Genomic DNA, 25,710 nt, shown 5'->3' on the forward strand with positions numbered 1-25,710 from the left:
TCAAGCGAGTCATTCACCTTTTTTTAATAGCAATAGGAAGAGAAATGAGAACACAGCAAAAATGAAGACCACAACATAAACCGCATGCAATGAACCGGCCAGCCCTTCCTGCAGGGTATGAAACATTTCGCTTGAAAGGCGATGGCCTTCCCCGCCGAGCAGTTCATTAATAGAGTCAACAGATAGAGATTGCACATCCTCATTTGGCTGGCTCTGCAAGAAAGCCTGCAGCCGGCTGTTCAAAACGCCGCCGAGCAATGCCGCTCCTACTGTATTCCCTAAATTTCTCATAAACATATTCGCTGCAGTCGCCGCTCCGCGCTGATCCCATTGTACAGAGTTTTGAATGGAGACGATGAAAGCCGTAGATGTAAGTCCCATACCTACCCCCACAAAAAAAGAGGAAACCGCCGCCCACCAAGGACCGCTTTCGGCACTCATGAAAACAAACAAGGCGCTGCCGAGAATAAGTGACACTCCCCCGAGCATGGTTGTTTTGCGATAGCCGATCGACAAAAGCAGTTTTCCAGAAAGCGTGGAAGCAATTGGCCATCCAATCGACATGGCTGTTAACGTGAATCCGGCCACTGTGGCACTTTCCCCCATAATTCCTTGCACATAAGTAGGGAGAAAGCTTGAAATCCCGATCAGCATGACTCCTGTTGTAAGAGAAACAATATTGGCGATCAAGATCGACCGCACCTTCCACAAGCTAAAAGGCATCATAGGCGAAGCTGCGCGCCGCTCTATCCAAATAAACAAAATGAAAGCAACAGCCGCGGCAGCAAATAAAAGAGCGCTTGGTCCCGATAACCACGGGAATTTAGAACCGCCTTCTACTAGCAGAAACATCAGACAGGAAATAGAGACTAAAAAGACAAACGTGCCGGCGAAATCGATTTCCGGCTTTTTCTTTTCAATGCTTTCATGCAGAAACAGCAGCAAACCGGCAATGGCAAGCAACCCCAGCGGCAAATTAATCCAAAAAACAAAGCGCCAGCTGACAAATTCTACAAGCAAGCCGCCCAGCGCCGGGCCGGTTACAGCTGAAATCCCCCAGACACTGGAAAGATAGCCCTGAACCCTTGCCCGTTCTTCTTTCGTATAAATATCGCCAACAATAGTGGTGGCAATTGGCATGACCGCTCCGGCACCGAGCCCCTGAAGAAGGCGAAAGAAGATTAACTGCTCCATAGATCCTGCTAAACCACACAAAAAAGAGCCCACAAGAAAAATTAAAATGCCAATAATTAATACAGGCTTTCGCCCAAAAATATCAGACAGCTTTCCATAAATGAGCACTGTCGCTGCATTCATCAGTAAGTAGGCTGAAAATACCCAGCTGTAAAGAGAAAAGCCGCCCAAATCCGCTACAATCGCAGGCATGGCAGTAGAAACAATGGTTGCTTCAATTGCTCCCATAAACATCGCAAGAATAACTGCTGCCAGCACAAACGGGCGCCTTGTCGCTTTTCTTTCTTTGCAAAGCGCATTATCCACCATAACATCCCCCTTACAAACCTATCAAAAAAGCCGGCCCATCAACAGCAAAGGCAGAGAAGCTTTCGCATTTCTCGCGCTTCTCTGCCTGAAGGGAACCCGGCCAGAAATAAAAATGAGCGTTATTTAAGCTGATCTACATGATAATTCAGCTGCTTTAAAATCACTCGCCTCGTCAGTATTCCTTGAAACTCACCTTCTTCGTTCGTTACGCACAAAAAAGGATGGTTGATTAATAACCCAAGCGCTTTCCGAAAATGGTCATGAATGGTGAGCCATGGCTTATCAGTAGCCATCACTTCTTCGACCTTCATATGCTCAAGCTTCTCAAACTCAATTCTCTCCAGTCCGAGAATCGCTTCCGTGATCATCGGTGAACTAATCAGTCCCTGAAGCCGGTACTTAGCATCCAACACCGGAATGGCCGTGTATCCGCTCTTCGTCAAAATGAGCAAAGCATGTTCTAAATTATTCCCAGGTTGCACGTGGGCAACTTTCTCAGCAGGAATGATATAATCCATAATGTTCGTGTGGAGGACATCTTTACTTTCGAAGGAAATCATCTGATTACTTACCCCTTTACACTTTTCTGAGTGCTTTCCCATATAATGTACGCTGGCACTCTTCATTTGTTTAAAGTGCTTTCTTTCATTATAGCAAATTTTCCCCATCCATTTCCATGACTGCTCAAAAACCCCGCTTAATGATAAGCAGGGCGGACAAGAAGGCGGTGATTACTGTTGCTTTTCTTCCTGAAGAAGCTCAAAGATTTCAATGGCAGTCATGTCGATATCGTCAAAAGGATACTTATGCCCTTTTCCATCTTTATCGTATACTTCTAGTTCAAACGTATCTTTTCCCGGAAAAAACTTTACTTGGCACAGCGTCTTGCCGTTCACTTCAAATAAGCGCTGCTGCACTTCTCCGGTTTCTCCACCTTCTTGTAATGATTTTAAGCGTTGAATAATGCCTGTTAATTGTGACATAAAATTGATTGGCTCCTTTCACCTTATGCTATTGGGTATTTATTTTGGTTTTGACTGTTCCGTATCTGTTTGATATAAAATAAATAGGCAAAAGAAATATACCATACATCTATTTTATATCCAACTATTTTATTTTTTATATTCTAGTCAAAAGAAATAAAGGAGAAACAGAATGAAGCCTGTTATTTTATATACCCAGCCGGATTGTCCTCCATGTCAGATCACTAAACTATTTTTAAACGACCGCGGAGTCCGCTACGAGGAAAAAAATATCGCAGAGGATGATTCAGCGAAAAACGAGTGGCAAACGAGATGGAATGCTTCCTCCACTCCAACCGTCGTTGTGCATAATGAAGCGGTAACAGGCTTTGACCTTGAAAAATTAACAAGCGTATTAAATAAATACGGCATGTGAAAGTTCAAAGGATGGCAGGGCGAATGCTCTGTTTCATCCTTTTTTCTTGCTGTCATGCCGATACGGGGTAAAAATCAAGCCAACCGGAAGGAACCCCTTATTTGACCTCCATTCTCCGCCGCAGGCAGTGCAAAATCATTTATAAACCTCTTTGTTTTCTTTACGATAAAGGGGACCAACTCCATTTGAAAGAGTGAAGAAATATGGCAAAAAAACTTTCCCGCCGGTCATTTTTAAAACAGTCTGCGGCTTTCTTGCTGTCTTTGTTCGGACTGGCAGGAGGCGGTTATTCTTATGCCAGGTTCATCGAGCCAAAGCGGCTGGAAATCACCGAATTGGATATTGCTCATGAGCTCATTCCCCGAGCTTTTCACAACAAGCGCATCGTTCAATTCAGCGATACTCACTTAGGCTTCCAATATACGTTAAAGCAATTGGAGGAGCATGTACAAAAGATCCAATCCCTGCGTCCGGACTTGATTTTCTTCACCGGTGACTTACTGGACAGACCGGATAATTACGAATTAGCAGAGATCAGAACTGTAATTGCAACGTTGGAAAAGCTAGAGGCTCCGTTAGGCAAGTTTGCCGTTTACGGAAACCATGATCATGGCGGTTACGGAACAGACTTATATGCATCCATTATGAAGAAATCAGGATTTCAGCTCTTAAAAAACAGCTCGGTGGAACTGCGGCATTTGCAGGAAACGATTCACCTGCTTGGTGTAGATGATGCTTCGCTTGGCCAGCCAAGCTTAAGCCAGGCAAAGAAATCAGCTAGAGCCGGACAATATCTCGTTCTCCTTTCCCACGCCCCGGATCTAGCGAAGGACGCCGCTGAAGCCGGCATTCATCTTCAGTTAAGCGGACATTCGCATGGAGGACAAATTCAGCTGCCATGGTACGGGGCGTTGTACACTCCCCCCTATGCAGAAATTTATAAAGAAGGTGAATATCAGGTGGACGGAAATACAGCATTAACTCTTTATGTCAACCGGGGTCTTGGTACCACACGGCTGCCTTTTCGCTTCTTGTCCGTTCCAGAGATTACAGTGTTCACCTTGAAGTCTAAACAAGGGTAGAGAAAGTCTGCCAACGCGCTTTCTCTGCGCCTTTTTATAAAGGCTTCCCTCATCAATGACATGCCTTGCAATTGCTCTACAATACTTATAAGTTCCCTTGCCGCCGGCAAAATTAAATTAGTCTGATACTTTTCAATCAACTGAAAAAAAGGTATAATGATTTAAAATTAGTCTGAAAGGAGTCTTTTCATTGAATGCTTACAAAGAATCTCCTGCCCATTCTCCATCTACTTCTAACCTCGCCAAAGCAATCTTTACTGTCAACCGGCACGCTAAGACGGCTACAAACCCTAAATATTTGTATTTACTAAAGAAAAAAGCACTCTTGAAAATGATACAGGAAGGACGGGCAGAGAAAGCCGGCCTTCACTTTTCCAATAATCCGAAGAACAGCCAGCAACAGTCAGACGTTCTTGTCGTATGCGGTGAATATACGTTTCATATTCCGCCTTGCAAAGAAGATTTTTCCACCCTTCCCCACTTCGGAAGTCTGGATAAAAAAAAGCGCAATCCGAAAACTTATATGAATTTGACAGAAGCAAAGAGAATGCTGCAATTATATACCGGTTTTATCGAAAAGGATGACTCTTCTCCTCCTCGAAAAAAACAGTACCGCAAACCGGTGTTTAAGCCGCTCGGCCAGTCTTACTAAAAAGCCGCTAAGCTTCTCAAGTCAGCGTTTTTAAAATGTGCCTGTTTTGAAAGCCCTGACTTGATTGGAATAGACTCCGCAACAGGCTGAGGGCAATGCGTGTACTCCCGTCAAAAAACACCTATTAGGCAGCTCCTGGACCGAGCCTAATAGGTGTTTTTCATTTATCCCGTTTACAAGCTGCATTCAACAGGTCTTTCTTTAGCCGTTAAAGAACAAATTGATCAATATGCTTGATCAGCTGGGCAATTTCCGGCTTGCTGACTTGGGCGTCTGCTCCTACCTCTACGCCTTTATGGCGCAAATCCTCCGTGATTAAAGAAGAGAAAATAATCACTGGCAGCTCTTTCAGCTCGGTGTTCTCTTTGATTCTCCGAGTCAAATGATGGCCATCCATCTGCGGCATTTCAATATCCGTAATCAACAGCTGCGGCCCTTGGCCGGCAGCAACTTCTGCAGCCTGGCTTTCCAAATATTCAAGCGCCTGTTTGCCATTTTCAAAAAAATCAACCACTTCATACCCGGCTTCCGCTAATGTGTCATTAATTAATTTTCTTAACAGCGGAGAATCCTCCGCTACTACCAGGCGCTTTTCTGAACGCTCCCGCTTGCCAAGCTGTTTCACTTGAGCAACATGAATGCCTGATTGCGGATTAATATCGACAATGATCTTTTCAAAATCGAGCAGCAAAATCATTTCACCATTGATTTTGATCACTCCAATGACCTGGCTGCTGCCTCCTTGATACATATCGGACGGCTTCTCGATATCCTCCCAGGAAATCCGGTGGATCCGCGTTACATTCTGAACGTGGAACACCACTTTTTGCTTGTTAAATTCGGTGACGATGTATTTGTCTGTTTCTCCGAGTTCTTCTCCAGACAGGCCCAGCACTTTCGCCATATTAACTAATGGAAGCACTTCTCCGCGCAGCTGGATAATTCCTTCAATATGCTCATGTGCATGCGGAATAAAGGTGACAGCTACCGGTTGAATAATTTCCTTTACTTTAATCACGTTAATTCCATATTTATTGCCGCGCACCTCAAATTCAACAATCTCCAGTTCATTCGTTCCGCTTTCAAGCAAGATCCCGTTTTCACTATTCATTTATTTTTCCCCTTATAAAATATAATTGATGATCTCATTAATAATGTCGGTCTTTTTTGAAGAATATTTAGATGAAGCTTTAAGACGATCAGAAAATCCTTATTTTAAACGCCGTTTTTTCTTGCGGCCGAGCTGAAGCCATCCCGCTTTTACAAACAGCAAAAACATCCCAACGGCAATAACACCCATAACCGCAAGAACCGCAAAATAACCGTATGAAGTGTGCAGTTCAGGCATATTATCAAAGTTCATGCCATATATGCCCGCAATAAACGTTAACGGCATAAAAATCGTTGTAATAACTGTGAGCGTCATCATAATATTATTCATCTTATCTGAATTGACCGATAAATAGCTGTCACGGACATCTGAGGAAAATTCGCGGTACGATTCGAGCATTTCAACTAATTTCATTAAATGATCATGGATATCGCCGAAATAAATATGCCGATCTTCTATATACTCAAGCCGGGTAGAATTCAACAACCGGTAAAGAAGATCGCGCATTGGAATAATTGTGCGCCTTAACTTTGACATATCGTGCCGGATATCAAACAAACGGTCGATTATATTGCTGCGCGAGTTTGTATCCAGCTCCTCATCCATGCTGTTTAACGCATCTTCCACCTCGTAAACGAGCGGAAAATACTCATCGACCAGCCTGTCAATCAATCTGTGCAAAATAGCGGTCGGCCCTTGGCGAAGCCGCTCGTTTTCGATAAGCCCCTCCAAAGTTTCATTGATTTCATTAATGGGCTGCTGATGAACAGTTACGATCATTTCCTTGTTCATAAATACTCCCGCCTCTTTTCCTTCAAGCGTTCGCTGATCGAGAGAATGAACAAGAAAAAAAGCATGGTTTTCATAAAAATCAAGCTTAGGCCGGCCGCTTTGATTATCTAAGCAATCTTCAACAGCCAGCGGATGAAAATGAAAAAAGCTCTTGAGCATTTTGGCCTCATCTTCATCCGGGTTGAAAAAATCAACCCAATACCATACTGTATCTGCCGCTTTCGTTTCTTCAAGGGCAGAATCAAAGACGAGTTGGCCATCGGTTTTTAACAGGCAAGTTGTTATCATATTTTTTCACCATTGTTTTCTCTATTTTCGCTGTTGTTTGCCGCTTTCAATGCTACAATATAGTATATCCATACAGAAAGGCGGAAACCTCATTGGAACACCTGATCAATGAAAGAGTAAAGAACATTCAAATTTCCGGAATCCGCAAATTCTTTAACCTGGTCGGCGGAATGGACGATATCGTTTCCCTTACTATCGGACAGCCTGATTTTCCAACGCCTGACCATGTAAAAGAAGCCGGCAAAACAGCTATTACTGATAATTATACGACATATACACACAATGCCGGCTTTCTGGAGTTAAGGAAAGCGGCAGCGGATTTTGTACATAGCAAATATGATATTACTTATTCTCCCGATTCGGAAGTGATCGTAACTGTGGGGGCCAGCCAGGCCATTGACATTGCATTGCGGACAGTCCTGTCACCTGGGGATGAAGTCATTTTGCCCGGACCGGTCTATCCCGGCTATGAGCCAATCATTCACATGTGTCAAGCAACAGTGCGCGCAGTCGATACACGGGCCAGCGGCTTTAAACTGACGGCTGATTTAATCAGCAAGGCGCTGACGGATAAAACAAAGGCAGTCATTTTGCCTTACCCGTCTAATCCGACAGGCGTCAGCTTAACAGAAGCAGAGTTAAAAGACATTGCTGATTTATTGCGAGGAAAAGAAGTCTTTGTGATCGCCGATGAAATTTACAGCGAACTGACATTTGATATGCCTCACGTATCCATCGCTTCCTTTTTGCGTGAGCAAACGATCGTCTTAAACGGACTGTCTAAATCACACGCAATGACAGGATGGAGAATCGGCTTCTTATTTGCACCGGAGGCTATCGCCAAACATATTTTAAAAGTGCACCAATACAATGTTTCTTGTGCATCCTCTATCTCACAAATGGCAGCTTTAGAAGCTGTTTCAGCCGGCATCAATGACGCCGTGCCGATGCGCACTGAATATAAGAAACGACGGGACTATGTATTTGACCGATTAGCTAATATGGGGCTTGACGTGATTAAACCAGACGGCGCTTTTTATTTCTTTGTCGCCATTCCAGACTATATTGAGGATTCTTCTTTTGACTTCTGCTATAGGCTGGCGATGGAACAAAAAGTAGCCGTTGTGCCCGGCAGCGCTTTTTCTGAATTTGGAGAGGGCTATTTTCGTCTTTCCTTTGCCTGTTCAATGGAAGAGCTGCGAAAAGGGCTTGATCGCATAGAAGCCTTTTTCAAGACAACAAACAAGTAAAAGCATCCGGAGCTGCCTATACAGGCCGCATCCGGGTGCTTTTTTTCTTTTCGGCTAATTCCAATATTTAAACAGCGCTTGGGTGCCGCTCTCTCCTTCGCCCTGCAAAGCAAGCTCCTCATACATCTTTTTGGCAAGGGACAATCCCGGGAGTTCAAGCCCCATTCTTTCTGATTCCTCAATTGCTATTTTCATATCCTTGATAAAATGCTTCACATAAAAACCTGGAGCAAAATCGCCTTTCACCATTCGCGGTGCTAAATTGGATAAAGACCAGCTGCCTGCCGCCCCAGTGGAAATGCTTTTCAGTACGCTGTCCACATCCAGTCCGGCCTTGCGTGCGTATAAAAGTGCTTCACATACGCCAATCATGTTGGTCGCAATCGCAATCTGATTGCTCATCTTTGTATGTTGGCCGGCTCCTGCTTCTCCTTGATACACAATATTGCTTCCAAAAGTTTGGAAGAGCGGCAATACTTTCTCAAAGGCCTCCTTGTTGCCGCCCACCATAATAGCGAGGGTGCCATTTTTGGCTCCTGTATCTCCTCCTGATACAGGAGCGTCCAAGGCATCTACTCCTTTCTCAAGCGCTTTTTCAAAAATCTTGCGGGCAAGGCTTGGCTGGGAGGTCGTCATATCCACCACAATTTGCCCCTTGCTGCTCTCGGTTAAAATCCCTTCTGCTCCTAAGTACACTTCTTCTACATCCTGAGGCTCGCCCACTATCGTAAACACCACGTCTGCCTGGCGGGCGGCTGCCGCCGGAGTGGGGCACCATACAGCCCCGTTGTCTAGAAGTTCTTGCGCCTTTCCTTTCGTACGGGTGTAAAGAAACAGCGAGTGCCCCGCTTTCTGCAGATGATGTGCCATGCTTTTCCCCATTACTCCTGTACCGATAAATCCAATTTTCATTCTTTTCTCCACCTTTACTAGTTAAAAACAAAACCCATTCTTCACAAAAAAAAGACCTGCCCTGCGGCAGGTCCCAAGAAAAGGGGGTTGTGAGTGAGAATCTCCAATTGATCATGCTTGGTTATATACTTCCCACTCTTCTGCCGGATTAAACCATTTAAAGAAATTTTTTTAGCTTATTATTTTTTGATCACGGGATACTGTCTGCTGCTTATGTATGGACCGGAAAACAAAAGAAGCCACCGGGCAGCCGCCTGATTAAATAGAACGAATCATGCCTCCGTCTACTAAAAAACTGCTGCCAGTCATATACGTATTGGCATCAGAAGCCAAAAAAGCCACAACGTTAGCAAATTCCTCCGGCCGCCCGTAACGGCCCAGCGGAATTTTCTTCTTTATCTGCTCATTCAACTGCTCTACAGACACTCCCTGCTTTTCAGCATTGATTTCGTCAAGATACTTTAAGCGATCCGTTTCAATTCGGCCCGGCGCTACTGTATTCACTAAAATCCCATAAGCAGCCAGCTCTTCCGCCAACGTTTTCGAAAGCCCTACAATCCCTGTCCGAAAGGTATTAGACAAAATCAATCCGGCAATCGGCTCTTTAATAGAAGAGGAAGCGATATTAATAATTTTTCCGCCCTGTTTCTTTAAATAAGGCAAAGCCGCCCTTATCGCTCTTATGTAAGACAATAAGTTCAATTCAAACGCCTGCTGCCATTGCTCATCTGCCATATCTTCAAATGAACCGGCAGGCGGTCCTCCCGAATTGTTGACTAAAATATGAATGGAGCCAAATATCTCTGCCGTCTTCTGAACTAATGCTTGAATATCCTCAGGCTTAGTCATGTCGCATACTGTGTACTCAATCTGCCCTGCGCTCCCCTTTTGCAGCTGCTGTTTCACTTCTTCCAGCTTTTCGCCGCTTCTGCTGGCGAGCATCACGTTAGCTCCTCCCTCTGCCAATTTTGCAGCAATCGCCTTTCCCAGCCCTTGGCTTGAGGCAAGAACTAACGCCGTTTTCCCTCGAAAAGAACCATCCACTTGAACCGCCTCCTTTGCAGTAGTCTCTGTACTATTATAATATATTTAGAATTTTCCTTCATTTGTTATTTATAATGATCGTTCTAAATAGACTTGTAACAAGGGCGCTGGCGCTTACGGCTTCACTCTCTGATCACTTTTTCTGAAAACGCAAAAAAAATCCAGACAATCACTGTCTGGATTAAAGTGGGGGAAAAATGAGAATGAAAAGGCTTAAGTAAGTCTTATCATATACTGGTATCTATTATTGCCCGTCTTTTCCGATTTAAACCTGTTTTTAAATATTTTTTATTAACTTCTTGCTCCTTCCGTATAATGGTAGATAACGGAGCCGCCGCGCTGGGCTATTCCTCTAAAGTGTTTAAAATCATTCCGTTGCACCAACTCATGCTGAAAAACGAGAAAATGCTCTTTGCTGACGTGACATTCAGCGATCTCCCCATTTTTTAATTGATCCATTAACTGTTGTGCGTCTGCTGCAGTCATACTTTCCCTTCTTTCTGAATTTTTCTTCTTATCAGGCAAAATGCTTTACTCATTTACAAAAATAAGGCACACTGTAAAGTAATTCATTTACAATTTATTATAATACCAAAATGTTTCAACCTCGTTCTTTTAGTCCTTACTTTCAAAAGCTTAATATAAAAGCCTTTAAGAAACAATCAGAGAACATAGACATCGTCTATGTTCTTGTGATTGGGCTGATTGACAACATTTATGAACATCTTGAAAACCATGAGGACAGCTTTTTAATTTAATCTGTAAAGGAGAGAGAAAGATGACGAAAGCAGAAGTGGGGAATGTGATTAAATTTAAAAATGGATTACAAGGCATCGTTGAAAAGGTCAATGAGAATTCAGTAATCGTTGATTTGACAATTATGGAGAATTTCAGAGAATTAGAAATGGAAGAAAAAACGGTTGTTAACCATAAAAACTATACAATTATTGCGCCTTCTATAAATGCTTGATTTTTATCTTTAGCTGCTGCCTGATACAGCCGGCAGTTCAGCTTGTCAACAAAAGGGGTTCGGAATAAGCCTATTCCGAATCCCTTTTTGATTTTTGTTCCACTCCAAAAACTTGGAGTGAACAGCCGCTCTCTCCAAATCCACGATTAAGGCCTTTTCCGAATCCTTTCAACGCCAGCTGGCTCTCTTCTTCTGACTATACGACTATCCTCTTTTTATGCACTCCGTTGATTGGAACGGAAGGCGCGCAGACTCCAGCGGGAGCAGCGGGTCAGGTGAGACCCCGCAGGCGATTTTGCGCCGAGAAGGCTCACCGCCCGCCCCGCGGAAAGCGAAGCGCCTGGAGTGAAAAGCAACACACTCCATTTACATGCGAAAGACAGAAGAAGCTTCCTTTTATTAATGACAAGGAATTTTCATTCTATTTTCAACCGCCTTTTGTTAAAATAAGGGCTGTGTATGTTCTGCAGGAAAAGAAAGGAGTTCAAAATGATGGCACTTATGAAAGATTGGCGGCTGATTGTAAGCATAGTGCTGGCACACGTGCTGCTATACATGACGTTTTCAGATCGCGACATTTTTTGGTATTTATACACAGCTGCAAATCTCTTTTTCATTAGCTTCGCTATTATCAGCGAGAAAATAGATGATAAGCAAAAAACCAGAAGCTATTTAAAATATGGTGTGTTATCCGGACTGCTCTTATATGCGGTATTCTTTATAGGGCATCTGCTGCTTCCGATTCTTCCATTTTCATTGGAAAAACAAGTAGCAAGCATTTACCGATGGTACTCTCCGCAGTTCTCCTGGCACTATGTTGTATTGATCTTAGTTTTCATTCCTGGGGAAGAACTGTTCTGGCGCGGCTTTGTCCAAAAACGCCTTTCTATCTATTTCAATGACTTAACGGCAATTATTGCCTCCTCCGCTCTTTACGCCTCCATCTTCCTTTATTCAGATAAGCTCATCTGGGTATTGGCTGCTTTTATGGCTGGCTTATTCTGGGGGTCGTTATACGTGTGGAAGCGCAGCATTCCCATGCTCATCATCTCCCATCTTGTATTTGACGTGCTCTTGATTGTGCTGCTTCCGCTTTTCTAATGAACGACAAAGCGGCAGGTTGGGAAGACAATAAGGGAAGACAATAAGGAAAAACAGCACTCACTAACAGCGGACAGCTTCTTGCGGTCCGCTGTTACTTTCTCCACAGCAATATAAGAAAAACTAGGCTAATTAATCCAAACAGCGGATATAACAAGCTAAGCAGCGTTCCATACGAAATTTGGCTTAACAAGAAACCGGCGGAAAATATCAATAAGAGCAAAACAGACGGCGACCAGGAAAAATGGGTGGACAGCTGCTGCTTTAATCCGTAAACATTTCCGACTACAGACGTAAAGATTTCTCCGTAAATAAGAAAGGCATATATAAAGTGAAAAGCCGGCATTAAGCGTTCGACGATTTGAGCCATTGGAATGTCGTACTCACTCACATTGGGTAATTGAACTAAACTGATATGGCTGGCCAGCATTAAGCAAGTTAACGCAGCGCCGCCAAGGAAAGCCCCTTTTTTGATCGTCTCCTTATCATTTATGCCAAAAGCAAGCGGAACAAGCACTGCTTGGGCTAAAGCTAAATTAAATGCCGCATAACTGAACGGGGAGGTCCACAGCTTCCAGGCAGGCCCCTCTGTCACTCTTGTGAATAGGTTTTCCAAAAAAGCCGGCTGAGCTGCCGCTTCCCCCGCCGCGTACAAGTGGAAAATGATCATAAGCGGAACGACAAATATATTTACTGCAAACAAGCCCGACATCCCTTTTCTGACAATTAAAAAACCAATCACAAGGGTGAGTCCGATCCCTGCATTTCCCGGGATATGAAACCTTTCCTCAAACAAAGCCCCCGTTCCGGAAAGCATAACCCCCGTTACCCCGACAAGCATGAGAAATTGAATGAAGGTTGCTGCCAGTCCGAACTTCTCACCGAAAAGATAAGAGTTAAACTCCTCAAAAGACGCCGCCCTCACCTCAACAGCTTTTAACATAATTTTCGCTCCGAGAAAAATAAAAAGCCAGCCACTTACAACAATTCCGCCTAGTCCGTACAGGCCATATTGAGAAAAAAACTGAACAATTTCTTTTCCGGTCGCAAAACCTGCACCGATGATGGTTCCTATGTAAACGGCTGCTATTTGGCAGGCCCCTCCCCATGTTCTCAACGCCATCCCCCGCTTTAGTTGTGTTAATTCACCTTATGCTTGTCTTTCACTTTCAAGAAGGACAAAAAAATTTTCCCACAAAATACTTGAAAGTCAAAAAAGGTCAGAGTATAATAAAGTCAAAGTTAGTCAAAGTCAAAAAATCTATCATAAAATAAAACGGAAAGGAATGAAGTGTATGTTGTGTCAAAAGTGCCAGCAACATCAAGCCAATGTCCAATTCCGCATGAATATTAACGGAAAAACAACACAGCTTTACTTATGCTCTAGCTGTTACCAAACAAATAAAAAGCAAATAGGAGATGATGCGATGAACTTCCAGCAATTTGGAGGCTTTCCTTTTGACGATTTAATGAAAGGTTTTGGATTTTCTCCTATGAACAACCAAGCTTCTCAGCCGCCTCATATAGAACCGAAGCAAAATAACGGCGGCGGCAACGGATTTCTTGACCAATTCGGCCGCAATTTAACAAATATGGCGAGAGCCGGCTTGATTGATCCAGTGATTGGACGGGAAAAAGAAATTAGCCGCATTATCGAAGTACTGAACCGCCGAAACAAAAATAATCCGGTGCTTATCGGGGAACCTGGTACAGGTAAAACAGCCATCGCGGAAGGTTTGGCTTTAAAAATCGCAGAAGGCGATGTGCCCGCTAAATTAAAAGAAAAAGAGGTCTATTTATTAGACGTGGCCTCTCTTGTAGCTAACACAGGGATCCGTGGACAATTCGAAGAAAGAATGAAGCAGCTGATCGCGGAATTACAGCGCCGGAAAAATATTTTGCTCTTTATTGACGAAATTCACTTAATCGTTGGCGCCGGATCTGCCGAAGGCTCCATGGATGCCAGCAATATTTTAAAACCAGCGCTTGCCCGCGGCGAACTGCAATTGATCGGTGCGACTACATTGAAAGAATATCGCCAAATTGAGAAAGATGCTGCACTAGAACGACGCTTCCAGCCAGTTCAAGTAAGCGAACCGACCGTTGAAGCAACGATGCACATTTTGCTGGGGCTGCAAAAGCGTTATGAAGATTTCCACGAGGTAACGTTTACAAAAGAAGCGCTTGAAGCTTGTGCAAAACTGTCCCATCGTTATATCCAGGACCGTTTCTTGCCGGATAAAGCGATTGACTTGCTCGATGAGGCCGGCTCCAAATTAAACTTAACGATCGATACACAGGATAAAGAATCGATCCATGAGCGCCTGACTAACATTGCTAAAGAAAAAGAGGCTGCCTTGCAGCAGGAAAATTATGAAAAAGCAGCGAAATTGCGTGATGAAGAAGCCGTTTTAGAGGAAAAGTTGCAAGGTACATCTGAAGCAGCGGAGCGTCCAGTTGTGACAATGGAACATATTCAGCAATTAATTGAAGAAAAAACAGGCATTCCTGTCGGCAAACTTCAAGAAGATGAACAACAAGCCATGAAACATCTGGAAGACAACTTAGCAAAAAAAGTGATTGGACAAGCTGAGGCTGTGCAAAAAGTGGCAAAAGCGATTCGCCGCAGCCGGGCCGGATTGAAATCCAAAACCCGCCCAATCGGCTCCTTCTTATTCGTCGGTCCGACTGGCGTCGGTAAGACAGAGCTGACTAAATCACTGGCCGAAGAATTATTCGGTTCCAAAGATGCCATGATTCGCCTGGATATGAGTGAATTCATGGAGAAACACAGTGTTTCTAAATTAATCGGTTCTCCTCCGGGATATGTCGGCCATGAAGAAGCCGGACAGTTGACAGAAAAAGTGCGGCGCAATCCATACAGCATTATTTTGCTTGATGAAATTGAAAAAGCTCATCCGGATGTGCAGCATATGTTCCTGCAAATCCTCGAAGACGGCCGCCTGACTGACAGCCAAGGCCGGACAGTCAGCTTTAAAGACACTGTCATCATTATGACAAGCAATGCCGGAGCATCCAGCAAGACAATTACTGTCGGCTTTGAGAAAAATAATGCGGTAAAAGAAAGCTCTATTTTAGATTCACTCGGCAGCTTCTTTAAACCGGAATTCTTGAACCGCTTTGACAATATCATCGAATTTAAATCTCTTGAAAAAGCAGACTTGCAGCGAATTGTTGAATTAATGCTCGAAGAATTGAATGTCACGCTTAGAGAACAGTCAATGACTCTTGATGTGACAGATGAGGTCAAGGAGCGGCTAAGTGAACTTGGCTACCATCCGGAATTTGGTGCTCGCCCGCTCCGCCGCGTGATTCAAGAAAAGCTTGAAGATGGCATCGCCGACTTTATCTTGGATCATCCGGAAACGAAACAATTAAAAGCAATAATGAAAGACAAGGAAATTTGTATTGTTGCAGCTTAAATAGCAAAAGCGCCTGAAAATAACAAATACTTCAGCTTGTCGACAGAAGGGGGTCGGAATGAAATCATTCCGGCCCCTTTTTTGTTTTTTTAAGCGGATGTCGAGCTTAGCCTCTAAGAGAACAACAAATCTCTCCCATTCGATTATTCAGGCCATTTCCTTGAGATGCATGGCACCGAAAGCAAGGATCATCTGTACTGATTTTAAAACCAGTACGGTTATACGGCTGCCTTAGCTTTATCCACTCTGTTGATTGAAACGGAAGACGCAAAGACTCCTGCAAGATGAGCGGGACAGCCAGCTTGGAAAGGACATCAACCGCCTCCATCCACAAGAAAAAAGCGTCTGAAACGATCAGACGCTTTTTTCTTATTGGTCCATCAAGCGGCTTCCCGCCTGGTCAAGCCATTGCTCAATAGGCTCCAGAACCTTCTCCATACACCCGTCTTCAAACGGTGAAGTTAACCGGGCAAGCTCGACAATTTCTGTAAAAGACAAGCTGCCTCCGACCCGGCAAATTTTCATGTAATCTTCCCAAGCTTGTTCTCTATCCTCCTGCATTCTTTTCCAGAACTGCAATGCACAGACTTGGGCAAGTGTATAATCGATATAATAAAACGGAACTTCATAAATATGCCCTTGACGCTGCCAAAAGCCGCCCGCTTCCAAATAAGACATGCCATCATAATCGCGATGCGGTAAATATGCCTTCTCGATCTCCTTCCAAACGGCTTTTCTTTCTGCAGGCGTTAAATCCGGCTCCTCATATACCCGGTGCTGGAACTCATCAACCGCTGCTCCATAAGGAAGGAACAAAACCGCTTCACTCAAATGTGCATATTGATATTTATCGGTCTCCTCTTTAAAGAACAGCTTCATCCATGGCCAAGTGAAAAATTCCATGCTCATCGAATGAATTTCACACGCTTCATACGTCGGCCATAAATATTCCGGCACAGTAAATCCACGGCTTGAATAGACCTGAAAGGCATGTCCCGCTTCATGGGTTAACACGTCAATATCCCCTGACGTCCCATTAAAATTAGAGAAAATAAATGGGGAATGATAATCGGACATATATGTACAATAGCCCCCTCCCGCTTTTCCTGCTTTGGCTGTAAGGTCCATTAGCTCATGATCCAGCATGAACTGAAAAAACTCATTCGTTTCCTCAGAAAGCTCTTTATACATTTGCTGTCCCTTCTGGATGATCCAGTCAGCCTCTCCTTTTGGCTTCGCATTGCCCGTTGTAAATTGGTAGCCTTCATCATAAAATTTGAGTTTTTCCAGCCCAATTCGTTGAGCTTGGGTTTTTCTTAATTTATTGGCAAGCGGAACGATGAATTTTTTTATCTGCTCCCTATACCTCTTCACCATCTCCGCCTGATAATCGACTCGATTCAAGCGGGCATAGCCCAGCTCTACAAAGTTTTGAAAGCCCAGCTTGCGGGCGATTTCCGTCCGGACCTTCACCAGCTCATCGTAAATAGCATCAAATTGTTCTTCATGTTCGGCAAAAAAAGCAAAACGGGCTTCTGTTGCTTTTTTGCGCGTGGAGCGATCCGATGATTCTGTATAAGGCTCAATTTGTGCAAGTGTCAGCGTCTTTCCTTGAAATTCAATTTGGGCGGAAGCCACGAGCTGCGTATACCGTGAAGCCAGCCTATTTTCTTTTTCAAGAAGCGGCAGCACTTCCTTCGAGAAAGTTTTCACTTGGGCTTCAGCTAAAAGAAACAGCTGCTTGCCAAACAGTTTTTCAAGCTCAGGCCGGAACGGAGAAGCTAAGAGCGCTTCATTCATCCGCGAAGAGATTCCCTCCATCCTTGGGGATACGGCATCCATATAATCCTGCTCTTGTTTGTAAAATGAATCCGTTGTGTCGATTGTATGCCTAATATGGCACAGGTCCATCATTGTGCTGATGCGATTGCGGATCTCATTCATTTTATTTAGTGCCTCTACCTGCTTTTCTACACTATCCGCTTCCTTAAACTGCTGCAGTTTTTTATTCAACTCGTTTTCAGCCCCATCGATATCTGGACGGGCATAAGAATATTCACTAAATTTCATCATCAGTTCTCCCTTCTCTTCTTTAGCATGCAGGCGCTCAATAAACAACCTTCCAATTTTGGTTCGTTTCCGCCTTGACCACACCGTGCCTCCTTATGTAGTCAGCAAGCAGTTCCGCCATATCAGTTTGGATTTCCTTGATGATTGCTTTTCCTTTGAACATTGAATAATCCCCGCCGCCTCCTGCACGGTAATTATTCATCACTACTTGGTACAAACCGTCTGCTTGTACCGGCTTTCCACGGTAAATTATTTGCTCGACACGGCTGCCCGGCGCCTTATGGACATTGATCGTATACTGAATTCCTTCCCACATATCATAATTATAATGCTGCGGCTTCGGATATGAGAACCTCGGACTGACGCCAACCGTTTGATCCGGAAGCAGCCTGAAGTAAGAAGCAGAACGTTCCAGCGCTTCCTTCATTTCGGCACCGGTAATTTCAATAACAGCCAGCGAATTGGGGTAAATATAGTTGGAAACAATATCCCGCATCGTCACCTGGGAAGGAAGACCGCCTGCCTCATTATAAAAGAGTGACGTGCAGGAAATGTCTGTCTGAGACGCTTCCATCTGCACCCGGTTAATCAATTCAATCAGCGGATGCTCTTTAAGACGCGCTCTAAAAGGATCTTCAATTTTCATGCTTCCTTCTATTGTGCCAATAACCTCATCAAGCCATTGCTGTGTTTGCCGCTCTTCTTTTTCTACTAGCTGAAGAAGTGCCTCGTCCGCTTCAAATTCCTTGGCTTCCAAGACGCCGATAGATAAATCTGCTAATTTTATAGCTCCAGCTGATACATGAAATTCCGCGGTGACCTGTGCGATTGCCGCTCCGCTGAATCCCGGCTGAACGACAGCAACGCCATTTATAAATTCTGCTGCGATTCGATGCTGATGCCCGGTTAGCAAAACATCGATCCCCTCTACCTCTGTGCAAATACGGTAAGCCTGATTTTCCCCTTTTTCTCTGGCTTCTATCTGTCTCTTGCTGGAAAGATCCATCTCAAATCCGCCATGATAAGAAACAATCATTATGTCCGGCCTTTCTGTTTTCTTAATGTAAGGCACCCATTCCGCCACGGCCGCGACAGCATCGTTGAAGGCTAATCCGCGAATATGCTCCGGCTTCTCCCAGTTTGGGATATATCCAGTGGTTACCCCAAGCACGGCGGCCTTTATGCCGGAAGCAAAATGCTTAATTATATACGGACGTCCAAAATACGGCTTTCCCGCTTTTTTGTCTACAATGTTTGCGCTTAAAAAAGGAAATCGGGCATCTGTGGCTGCCTTGTTTAAAATCGCTAACCCGTAGTTGAATTCATGATTGCCCAGAACAGCGGCATCATACGGAAGATCATTCATCGCTTTTATCATCGGATGAACATCCTGACGTAAGGAGCGGAAATAAAAACTTGCCAATGGCGTACCTTGCAAAAAATCCCCGTTATCGATTAATAGAAGATGGTCATTCTCTTCCTGTATTTTTTTAATGGCAGTAGACAGGCGGGCAAGCCCATGGGCAGCCGGTTGATTTGTTCCATAATGAAGAGGAAAAATCGCTCCATGCATGTCACTCGTCTCAAGAATTTTCAATTGGATTTTTTTCACTTTTTCTCCCCCCTATGCCAATTATTTATTCTTTTATTCAACTTACACGTTTTCCCGCCATTTTGAAAGAGCAGGCCTCTTAAAAATTTTCCGCCATATAAGGGGGAGAAAATACGAATAGTTTGCTATAATAAAACAGCAATGAATTTCTTAAAGGGACGAAACTGAATGAATAAACGTGAACGATGGATATATTTTTTTATTGTTGTACTCCCCATGATTCTATCTATTGTTGGTTGTTACCATTTTCTAGACGAACGTGCAACGGAGCAGCAGCGCAAAAAATTAGAATGGGCAGCCACTCTTCATCGGAACCAACTGGATCAATTTATTAACGAAACGAAAGTCAGCATGGATATTCTTGCTGTCAGCATAGAAGAAGAAGTACACAACTTAGATCAGAAAAAAGCTTCTCCAAACAAAGTCCAGACTATTCTAAAAAGAATGGCTGGAAAAGATCCGCGTTACGGAGGAATTTATATCCTCGACTTTGAAGGAAACTTACTCACCGGAACCAATGATTTATTGAAACAGTATAATCTCAGAAACAAGCCCTACATTAAAGAAGCACTGCTAACAAAAGACATCGCTGTTTCAAGTGAAGCAGAGACCTTATCCAATAACCAGCCTGTCATCGCCGTCGCTACGCCGGTAATGAAAGATGAGCATGTTGAAGCCATTCTCGTCTCCCACATCCGGTTAGATTACATAAAGAACCTTATGAGAATGCTGACTCCGGAGTATTCCATGTCGATTGAGAACGCCAAACAAATACCGATTTTTTCGATTAATGAAAAACTCGGCGACGAGACTAGCGTCCAAACTGTCGAATACCCTCTTGCTCAGCTTCCTTGGAATTTAATTGTGACAACCAGCGAATCTAACCAAAAGCATCTGTTTCCCCTTACAGCACTCTTTGGCATAGCAATCGTAGTCCTTCTTCATATCATCTTCTTACTTGTGAAGTATATGATGTTGAAAAGGCAGACTAAATTGGAACGAATGCAGCAGGAAGCTCAAAAGCTTGAGCTGATTGGAACGCTGGCTGCAAGCACGGCTCACGAAATCCGCAATCCGCTTACAGGCATTAAAGGATTGGTTCAGCTGCTGAATGAAAAATATCATCACCCTGAGGATGAATTTTATTTTGATGTCATTAACAAAGAGATTGCACGCATTAATCAGATTGTCAGTGAGTTTTTAATCTTAGGGAAGCCGACTGCCCAAAAAATCCACACGGTAGACATGCGAGAAATTATTTTTGATTTAAGCCCGCTGATTCGTTCGGAAGCAAATCTATATTCAATTGAATATGAACTGACTCTTCCCGAACAAGAAATATGGGTTCGCACAAATACGGATCAAATGAAACAAGTTCTCTTGAACCTGACAAAGAATGCTTTTGAAGCGATGTCTGAGGGAGGACAGCTGAGCTTGACGGTTCTAAAAGGAAAAGAAAATTGTTATATTACAATTGCTGATACCGGTCCCGGCATTACGAAAGAGGATCTCCGCTTAATTTTCAAGCCGTTCTTTACTTCGAAAGAAGATGGAACAGGACTTGGGCTTGTTGTCTGCAAGAGGATTATCGAGTCATTTGGCGGGACGATTGAAGTAGAGAGCGAGTTAGGTTTTGGCACTGTCGTGAACATCACCCTCCCTCTTCAAACTGATCAGCCGGCCGAATAAGAATGGTCTTCAATGAAAATAGCTCCTTCTGCCTAAGCCTGCCGTAAACGCTTGCCCGTTTGCAGCAGGCTTTTAATTAGTCGGCCTTGTTTTCATATGTTAAACATCAGCATTTAAGCGATTTGGATGTTTATCTTCCCCTGAAACCGGTTATATAACATGAGGATACCGTCTTCAGATTAACAACCAGAGAGATAAAGGAGAAAGAAACATGGCTCAGACAATATGGAAGGAAGCGGCACTGGAATGGACCAACAATTGCTCTTTGCACGTATATGATCCGTCAATCGGAGCCTATAGGCTGATTGCCTCCCTTGGTGAAGCAAAAAAACTCATCAAGCAATCGTCAGAGCCTTTCATTCGCACCATTGCCGCTGTTTATGCGTTTTCACTAACAGCTATGCGCTCAACTTATACGGAAATCGAAATCTTTACTGCAAAACTGGAAAGAGAAGCACGCCAATTTAAAAAATGGCTCGCCTACTCTCCGCCTGTTGTGGAATTGTTCGACCACTTGCTGGAGACTAGTAAAAAATCTCAATCTATTAATGGAATAAAAACCGATATTTATCACGAAGCGATCCGTTTATCGATTCAACTTGAAGATCGTTTCGGTATAAAAGAAAACTTAAAACGCCAGGCGTGACAGCCGGCGTTTTTTCATAAACAGAGAAACATCCCCTGCTCGTTTCTTGTCATGCAGCCGGGCTGCCTTTTTTTGTACAATGGCGATTTAAAAGGTTTTCCTGTATAATGCTATGTTGTGTTCGAAATGATATTGCAGCTGGTGGCTACCTAATACTTTTAATCAGGTGAGGTTTATGTCAAAAAGAGATTATTATTTTGATAACGCAAAATTTATTTTAATTGTTTTTGTTGTGTTCGGTCATTTTATTCGTTCATATATCGGGGATAACCCTGTCATCTTTGCTTTGTATACAACCATTTACCTATTTCACATGCCAGGGTTTATTTTAGTATCAGGTTTTTTCGCAAAGGGCTTCTATAAAAAAGGATATGTCAAAAAGACTGCCCAAAAAATTTTGCTGCCTTTTTTTATTTTCCAAGTGATCTATTCCTTTTTTTACTTTTACCTATACGAAGATGAAGCATTGCACTTAGATCTGCTTGTTCCTCATTGGTCGCTGTGGTTTCTGCTCAGCTTGTTCTTTTGGAACCTGCTGCTCGTCATCTCCGTTAAATGGCTGAAGTTAAAGCCTGCTGTATTGATCACTGTTTCATTTGCCATTGGAACTGCTATTGGCTGCATTGATGCCCAGCTGGATATACTGAGCATTGCGCGCACATTTATTTTCTTCCCATTCTTTTTAATCGGGTATTACCTGAAAAAGGAGCACTTCAACTTGCTCGGTCATAAAACCGTCCGCCTGTCCTTATTGGTCGGAGCACTCGCAGTTTTCCTTATCGCCCTCTCTTTTCCTGAATTCGATCAGAGATGGCTGCTCGGCTCTTTCTCTTTTGCCGATTTAGAAAGCTCTAATACGACAGGAATGCTCTATCGGACTGGCATTTATGTGGTAAGCTTTATGATGATTGCCACCTTTTTCGCTTTTGTGCCGAAGAAGAAGTTCTTTTTTACTGATTGGGGAAGAAATACACTCTACGTGTACTTGCTGCACGGCTTTGTTATTAAAACGTTCCGTGAAAGCGAAGTGAAGGACTCAGCAGAATCTATTTTTCTGCTGTTAATTGTCTCATTATTTTTAACCATGTTCCTCTCTTCCACTGTCGTTACAACTGTGGCACAGCCATTTATTGAGACAAGATGGTCGAAGCTGAAAAAGATATTTTCTAGTAAATATGAACAAGGCAATATTTAAGAAAAGCTATAAGGAGAATCTTATTCATGAACGTCGTTCTCAGCACATTAAACGCTAAATACATTCATACAAATTTGGCCATCCGCTATTTAAAAGCTTTTGCCGAACCGGATTATCACGTAGAGCTGGCGGAATATACGATTAAGGATCCTGCGATTAACATCGCCACCGATCTTTATAAACGACAGCCGGACATCTTAGGGTTCAGCTGCTATATTTGGAATATTGAAGAAACCATTGCTGTTATTAAAATGATGAAAAAGGTGCTTCCTCATACACGGATTGTCCTCGGCGGTCCTGAAGTGACGTACGACGTGCCTTATTGGCTTGAACGAGTGCCTGAAGCAGATTTCATCGTCATTGGCGAAGGCGAAGAAACGTTCAAACAGCTGCTGGACGAAATCGAGGGCCAGCAAGACTGGAGCAAGGTGAGCGGCATCGGGTATTTGGAAAATGGAAAACCGAAGATCAACCCTCAGCGAAACAAATTAGACTTGCGCCATTTGCCTTCACCGTTTCGGTTCGAGGAAGATCAAGCTGAACTATCCAAGCGGATCACTTACATCGAAACGAGCCGGGGCTGTCCGTTTCGGTGCCAGTTCTGCCTCTCCTCTATTGAAGTGGGCGTCCGCTACTTTAACCGCGAGGCGATTAAAGAGGACATTCGCTATTTAATGGCAAATGGGGCCAGAACGATTAAGTTTGTCGACCGGACATTTAATATTAGCCGGAGCTATGCCATGGAGATGTTTCAATTTCTTATTGATGAGCATGTTCCTGGAACTGTCTTTCAATTTGAAATTACCGCGGACATTATGAGACCTGAAGTCATCGAATTCCTTAATCAGCATGCACCAAAAGGGTTATTTCGCTTCGAGATCGGTGTACAATCCACAAATGATACGACCAATGAGCTTGTCATGCGCAAGCAAAATTGGTCAAAGCTCGTTCGTACGGTAACAATGGTTAAAGAAGGCGGGAAAATTGATCAGCATCTTGATTTAATCGCCGGCTTGCCTGAAGAAAACTATCATTCTTTCCGAAAAACGTTTAACGATGTATTTGCTCTCCGTCCGGAAGAGCTGCAGCTCGGCTTTTTAAAAATGCTGCGCGGCACAGGCCTGCGTATCCGGGCTGCTGAACATGATTACATTTATATGGATCATGCGCCCTATGAAATTCTAGGCAATAATCTATTATCATTTGATGATATCGTTAGAATTAAGCAGGTTGAAGACGTGCTTGAGAAATACTGGAATGACCACCGCATGAATGAAACGGTTGAATACCTCGTGACTCATTTCTTTGAGACACCTTTTGATTTCTTCCAATCTTTTGGAAGTTACTGGGAGAAAAAGGGCTGGGGACGAATTGGCCATCAGCTAGAGGATTTGTTCAAACGGCTTCAAGAATTTTTGCTTGCCACTCACCCTGCCCGCTATGCAGAGGTTGAAAGCATAATGAAATATGATTATTTAATGAATCAGCGCTATAAACCGCGGAAGCCTTGGTGGTCACCTTCTCTGGAAAAGCAAGAACGTTCGGCTTTATATCAGAAAATCTTGCAAAACCCTCTTCTTCTCGGCTCTGAATTTGCTGGTTTGGGGTTAAATGAACGAGAAGTGTACAAGCACACGATGATTGAGCGGTTAACCATGACGCGTTCAAACGGACACTGGGTGAAGCATCCAGCCTATCTCATTGCTTATTTTGAGCCAGCAACCGGACATCCTTCGATTTTTTTCATGGAAGATGAACGAGCCATCAGCGCAACTTGATTACCTGATCCCCCCAAAAAGCCGATAGACGTATCGGCTTTTTTATTGTGCTGGTGAATGAGAAGCGTTCATTCCTCTTCCAGGCGCTTCGCTTTCCACAGGATAGAGGGTAAATTCTCTTATGAAACTTTGCTATATCTCTTGATTTTTACCAAAATATAGCTATCATAAGTCTAGGAGGCTATTTCTAGAAAAAGATACAGGATATGATTCAAAATCAAGGATAATTTGGCTGCCTCTTGTCTTTCTGTTAATGACCTTGTACGGGCATAATCCGGTTGAAAGCTTTGTTCCATCTCAGACTTGACAACGTTTAAACGACTTTATTCTATCAAGCTAGGTGCATCCATTGCCATATACGAAAAAGCCGTCTCGTTATTTTCTGGGAAATAATTAATTGGCTGATCAAGCTGATAATTATAAAAGAAATCTGTTATTTGAACGAACCTTGTTTGTTTATTTTTCTATTAAAGAACAAGCTTTTCTGGACCAGATGCTATAAAAAAAAGAAGCCTCCCTTACAACAACAGAAGGAAAAATGGCTCCAAGCTATCTGCACAAATTTTATTCACAGGGGGAATTACAATGAAAAAACAGCTAGTTGGATTAGGATTAGCAGCCATGATGGTATGCTCTGCAGGAACATCTGCTTTGGCGGCAACGCCTGCCGCACCGGCTAAGCAGACTGTGCAAAAGCTGACTCCTGCACAACAAATTAAAAACATCACTGACTATGCTCTTAAACTCAAAGGCACGCCTTACAAAGCTGGCGGCACAACAGTTAAAGGCTTTGACGCTTCCGGCTACGTTCAGCATGTATTCGGGAAGCATGGCGTGAAATTACCCCGCAGCTCTGCAGATATGTATAAAGCAGGCACTGCGGTGGCAAAAGATAAATTAAATAAGGGCGATTTAGTTTTTTATAATACAACTGGCAAAAAAGGCAATCATATCAGCTTCGTAGCCATTTACTTAGGTAAAAACCAAATGATTGGCGTGTCTTCCAAAAATGGTGTAGCCGTAATTGACATGGAAAACAGCTATTGGAAAACAAAATTTGTAGGCGCCAAACGAGTTGTAAAATAAGATCGGCCTTCCACAGAAAACAGCGCGGCTACTCGCCGCGCTGTTCAGTCTTTTTTGGTTTGTTCGCGGATGGGCCTGTTGATTTCCA

The 25,710-nt window shown here is 43.4% G+C and carries 23 protein-coding genes; 12 read left to right on the forward strand and 11 right to left on the reverse strand.

Annotated elements, in window-relative coordinates:
* Positions 1-9 precede the first annotated feature (9 nt).
* The 3 genes from BBA02S_RS03670 to BBA02S_RS03680 form a co-directional block, all read right to left on the reverse strand.
* Positions 10-1,503 carry an MDR family MFS transporter gene (locus BBA02S_RS03670; RefSeq protein ID WP_041099681.1) on the reverse strand — a complete coding sequence of 498 codons (1,494 nt, stop codon included), beginning with the start codon at positions 1,501-1,503 and terminating at the stop codon, positions 10-12.
* Positions 1,504-1,622: 119 nt separating this feature from the next.
* The gene (cbpB, locus tag BBA02S_RS03675) at positions 1,623-2,063 is read right to left on the reverse strand and encodes a cyclic-di-AMP-binding protein CbpB (protein WP_041099679.1); all 441 of its coding nucleotides are present in this window, start codon (positions 2,061-2,063) and stop codon (positions 1,623-1,625) included.
* A gap of 171 nt (positions 2,064-2,234) precedes the next feature.
* Positions 2,235-2,486, reverse strand: coding sequence for a YkuJ family protein (locus BBA02S_RS03680; RefSeq protein WP_041099677.1), 252 nt, complete (start codon positions 2,484-2,486; stop codon positions 2,235-2,237).
* Positions 2,487-2,658: 172 nt separating this feature from the next.
* On the opposite strand from BBA02S_RS03680, the gene BBA02S_RS03685 reads away from it, so the two are divergent.
* The 3 genes from BBA02S_RS03685 (at position 2,659) to BBA02S_RS03695 (ending at position 4,635) form a co-directional block, all read left to right on the forward strand.
* Positions 2,659-2,901, forward strand: a complete 243-nt coding sequence (locus BBA02S_RS03685; protein WP_041099675.1) for a glutaredoxin family protein — start codon at positions 2,659-2,661, stop codon at positions 2,899-2,901.
* Between the two features lie 203 nt (positions 2,902-3,104).
* A complete protein-coding gene (locus BBA02S_RS03690; RefSeq protein ID WP_041099673.1) occupies positions 3,105-3,983 on the forward strand; it encodes a metallophosphoesterase in 879 nt (292 codons plus the stop codon).
* A gap of 190 nt (positions 3,984-4,173) precedes the next feature.
* Positions 4,174-4,635, forward strand: a complete 462-nt coding sequence (locus BBA02S_RS03695) for a YkyB family protein (protein ID WP_041099672.1) — start codon at positions 4,174-4,176, stop codon at positions 4,633-4,635.
* A gap of 208 nt (positions 4,636-4,843) precedes the next feature.
* On the opposite strand, the gene BBA02S_RS03700 is transcribed toward BBA02S_RS03695, so the two are convergent.
* Both BBA02S_RS03700 and corA read right to left on the reverse strand, forming a co-directional pair.
* Positions 4,844-5,746, reverse strand: coding sequence for a chemotaxis protein (locus BBA02S_RS03700; protein WP_041099670.1), 903 nt, complete (start codon positions 5,744-5,746; stop codon positions 4,844-4,846).
* A gap of 99 nt (positions 5,747-5,845) precedes the next feature.
* The gene (corA, locus tag BBA02S_RS03705) at positions 5,846-6,826 is read right to left on the reverse strand and encodes a magnesium/cobalt transporter CorA (protein ID WP_041113079.1); all 981 of its coding nucleotides are present in this window, start codon (positions 6,824-6,826) and stop codon (positions 5,846-5,848) included.
* Between the two features lie 92 nt (positions 6,827-6,918).
* Between corA and BBA02S_RS03710 the strand changes: the two genes are divergently transcribed.
* Positions 6,919-8,076, forward strand: a complete 1,158-nt coding sequence (locus BBA02S_RS03710) for an aminotransferase A (RefSeq protein WP_041113078.1) — start codon at positions 6,919-6,921, stop codon at positions 8,074-8,076.
* A gap of 54 nt (positions 8,077-8,130) precedes the next feature.
* Here BBA02S_RS03710 and BBA02S_RS03715 read toward each other — a convergent pair whose 3' ends face one another.
* The 3 genes from BBA02S_RS03715 to BBA02S_RS03725 form a co-directional block, all read right to left on the reverse strand.
* Complete coding sequence (locus BBA02S_RS03715) at positions 8,131-8,988, reverse strand: NAD(P)-dependent oxidoreductase (protein ID WP_041099664.1); 858 nt, start codon at positions 8,986-8,988, stop codon at positions 8,131-8,133.
* Positions 8,989-9,246: 258 nt separating this feature from the next.
* A complete protein-coding gene (locus BBA02S_RS03720) occupies positions 9,247-10,032 on the reverse strand; it encodes an SDR family oxidoreductase (protein ID WP_041099662.1) in 786 nt (261 codons plus the stop codon).
* Between the two features lie 291 nt (positions 10,033-10,323).
* Positions 10,324-10,518, reverse strand: a complete 195-nt coding sequence (locus BBA02S_RS03725; RefSeq protein ID WP_041113077.1) for a hypothetical protein — start codon at positions 10,516-10,518, stop codon at positions 10,324-10,326.
* A 292-nt stretch (positions 10,519-10,810) separates the two neighbouring features.
* On the opposite strand from BBA02S_RS03725, the gene BBA02S_RS03730 reads away from it, so the two are divergent.
* Both BBA02S_RS03730 and BBA02S_RS03735 read left to right on the forward strand, forming a co-directional pair.
* Positions 10,811-11,002 carry a YkvS family protein gene (locus BBA02S_RS03730; RefSeq protein WP_041099658.1) on the forward strand — a complete coding sequence of 64 codons (192 nt, stop codon included), beginning with the start codon at positions 10,811-10,813 and terminating at the stop codon, positions 11,000-11,002.
* 489 nt (positions 11,003-11,491) lie between these two features.
* A complete protein-coding gene (locus tag BBA02S_RS03735; protein WP_041099656.1) occupies positions 11,492-12,103 on the forward strand; it encodes a CPBP family intramembrane glutamic endopeptidase in 612 nt (203 codons plus the stop codon).
* A gap of 94 nt (positions 12,104-12,197) precedes the next feature.
* Here the strand turns inward: BBA02S_RS03735 and BBA02S_RS03740 are convergent, their stop codons facing one another.
* Entirely contained in the window at positions 12,198-13,226 is a 1,029-nt protein-coding gene (locus tag BBA02S_RS03740; RefSeq protein ID WP_255211741.1) for a YkvI family membrane protein, read from the reverse strand.
* A gap of 172 nt (positions 13,227-13,398) precedes the next feature.
* On the opposite strand from BBA02S_RS03740, the gene BBA02S_RS03745 reads away from it, so the two are divergent.
* The gene (locus BBA02S_RS03745) at positions 13,399-15,546 is read left to right on the forward strand and encodes an ATP-dependent Clp protease ATP-binding subunit (protein WP_041113076.1); all 2,148 of its coding nucleotides are present in this window, start codon (positions 13,399-13,401) and stop codon (positions 15,544-15,546) included.
* A gap of 369 nt (positions 15,547-15,915) precedes the next feature.
* On the opposite strand, the gene BBA02S_RS03750 is transcribed toward BBA02S_RS03745, so the two are convergent.
* Complete coding sequence (locus BBA02S_RS03750) at positions 15,916-17,616, reverse strand: M3 family oligoendopeptidase (RefSeq protein WP_041113189.1); 1,701 nt, start codon at positions 17,614-17,616, stop codon at positions 15,916-15,918.
* Between the two features lie 37 nt (positions 17,617-17,653).
* On the reverse strand, positions 17,654-19,228 hold the full coding sequence (locus BBA02S_RS03755; RefSeq protein ID WP_041113075.1) for a bifunctional metallophosphatase/5'-nucleotidase: 1,575 nt from the start codon (positions 19,226-19,228) through the stop codon (positions 17,654-17,656).
* A gap of 168 nt (positions 19,229-19,396) precedes the next feature.
* Between BBA02S_RS03755 and BBA02S_RS03760 the strand changes: the two genes are divergently transcribed.
* From BBA02S_RS03760 to BBA02S_RS03780, 5 genes are all read left to right on the forward strand, one after another.
* Complete coding sequence (locus tag BBA02S_RS03760; RefSeq protein ID WP_041099648.1) at positions 19,397-20,917, forward strand: PAS domain-containing sensor histidine kinase; 1,521 nt, start codon at positions 19,397-19,399, stop codon at positions 20,915-20,917.
* A 211-nt stretch (positions 20,918-21,128) separates the two neighbouring features.
* Entirely contained in the window at positions 21,129-21,563 is a 435-nt protein-coding gene (locus BBA02S_RS03765; RefSeq protein ID WP_041099646.1) for a hypothetical protein, read from the forward strand.
* A gap of 175 nt (positions 21,564-21,738) precedes the next feature.
* Positions 21,739-22,758: an acyltransferase family protein gene (locus tag BBA02S_RS03770; protein WP_041113074.1), complete on the forward strand. Its 1,020-nt coding sequence runs from the start codon at positions 21,739-21,741 to the stop codon at positions 22,756-22,758.
* A gap of 26 nt (positions 22,759-22,784) precedes the next feature.
* Positions 22,785-24,536 (forward strand): B12-binding domain-containing radical SAM protein, encoded by a 1,752-nt coding sequence (locus BBA02S_RS03775; RefSeq protein ID WP_041113073.1) that lies wholly within the window; start codon positions 22,785-22,787, stop codon positions 24,534-24,536.
* Between the two features lie 585 nt (positions 24,537-25,121).
* A complete protein-coding gene (locus BBA02S_RS03780; RefSeq protein ID WP_041099640.1) occupies positions 25,122-25,622 on the forward strand; it encodes a C40 family peptidase in 501 nt (166 codons plus the stop codon).
* The last annotated feature ends 88 nt before the right edge of the window (positions 25,623-25,710 follow it).

Source organism: Bacillus badius NBRC 15713 (assembly GCF_001591605.1).
Classification (GTDB): Bacteria; Bacillota; Bacilli; order Bacillales; family Domibacillaceae; genus Pseudobacillus; species Pseudobacillus badius.

Bases quoted from the DNA above. Each gene is read 5' to 3' on its own strand.
- BBA02S_RS03775 (WP_041113073.1), top strand. From the start codon at position 22,785: ATGAACGTCGTTCTCAGCACATTAAACGCTAAATACATTCATACAAAT.
- BBA02S_RS03700 (WP_041099670.1), bottom strand. From the start codon at position 5,746: ATGAATAGTGAAAACGGGATCTTGCTTGAAAGCGGAACGAATGAACTG.
- BBA02S_RS03690 (WP_041099673.1), top strand. From the start codon at position 3,105: ATGGCAAAAAAACTTTCCCGCCGGTCATTTTTAAAACAGTCTGCGGCT.
- BBA02S_RS03670 (WP_041099681.1), bottom strand. From the start codon at position 1,503: ATGGTGGATAATGCGCTTTGCAAAGAAAGAAAAGCGACAAGGCGCCCG.
- BBA02S_RS03685 (WP_041099675.1), top strand. From the start codon at position 2,659: ATGAAGCCTGTTATTTTATATACCCAGCCGGATTGTCCTCCATGTCAG.
- BBA02S_RS03765 (WP_041099646.1), top strand. From the start codon at position 21,129: ATGGCTCAGACAATATGGAAGGAAGCGGCACTGGAATGGACCAACAAT.
- BBA02S_RS03725 (WP_041113077.1), bottom strand. From the start codon at position 10,518: ATGACTGCAGCAGACGCACAACAGTTAATGGATCAATTAAAAAATGGG.
- cbpB (WP_041099679.1), bottom strand. From the start codon at position 2,063: ATGATTTCCTTCGAAAGTAAAGATGTCCTCCACACGAACATTATGGAT.
- BBA02S_RS03730 (WP_041099658.1), top strand. From the start codon at position 10,811: ATGACGAAAGCAGAAGTGGGGAATGTGATTAAATTTAAAAATGGATTA.
- BBA02S_RS03760 (WP_041099648.1), top strand. From the start codon at position 19,397: ATGAATAAACGTGAACGATGGATATATTTTTTTATTGTTGTACTCCCC.
- BBA02S_RS03680 (WP_041099677.1), bottom strand. From the start codon at position 2,486: ATGTCACAATTAACAGGCATTATTCAACGCTTAAAATCATTACAAGAA.
- BBA02S_RS03715 (WP_041099664.1), bottom strand. From the start codon at position 8,988: ATGAAAATTGGATTTATCGGTACAGGAGTAATGGGGAAAAGCATGGCA.
- BBA02S_RS03735 (WP_041099656.1), top strand. From the start codon at position 11,492: ATGATGGCACTTATGAAAGATTGGCGGCTGATTGTAAGCATAGTGCTG.
- BBA02S_RS03780 (WP_041099640.1), top strand. From the start codon at position 25,122: ATGAAAAAACAGCTAGTTGGATTAGGATTAGCAGCCATGATGGTATGC.
- BBA02S_RS03750 (WP_041113189.1), bottom strand. From the start codon at position 17,616: ATGAAATTTAGTGAATATTCTTATGCCCGTCCAGATATCGATGGGGCT.
- BBA02S_RS03745 (WP_041113076.1), top strand. From the start codon at position 13,399: ATGTTGTGTCAAAAGTGCCAGCAACATCAAGCCAATGTCCAATTCCGC.
- BBA02S_RS03740 (WP_255211741.1), bottom strand. From the start codon at position 13,226: ATGGCGTTGAGAACATGGGGAGGGGCCTGCCAAATAGCAGCCGTTTAC.
- BBA02S_RS03770 (WP_041113074.1), top strand. From the start codon at position 21,739: ATGTCAAAAAGAGATTATTATTTTGATAACGCAAAATTTATTTTAATT.
- corA (WP_041113079.1), bottom strand. From the start codon at position 6,826: ATGATAACAACTTGCCTGTTAAAAACCGATGGCCAACTCGTCTTTGAT.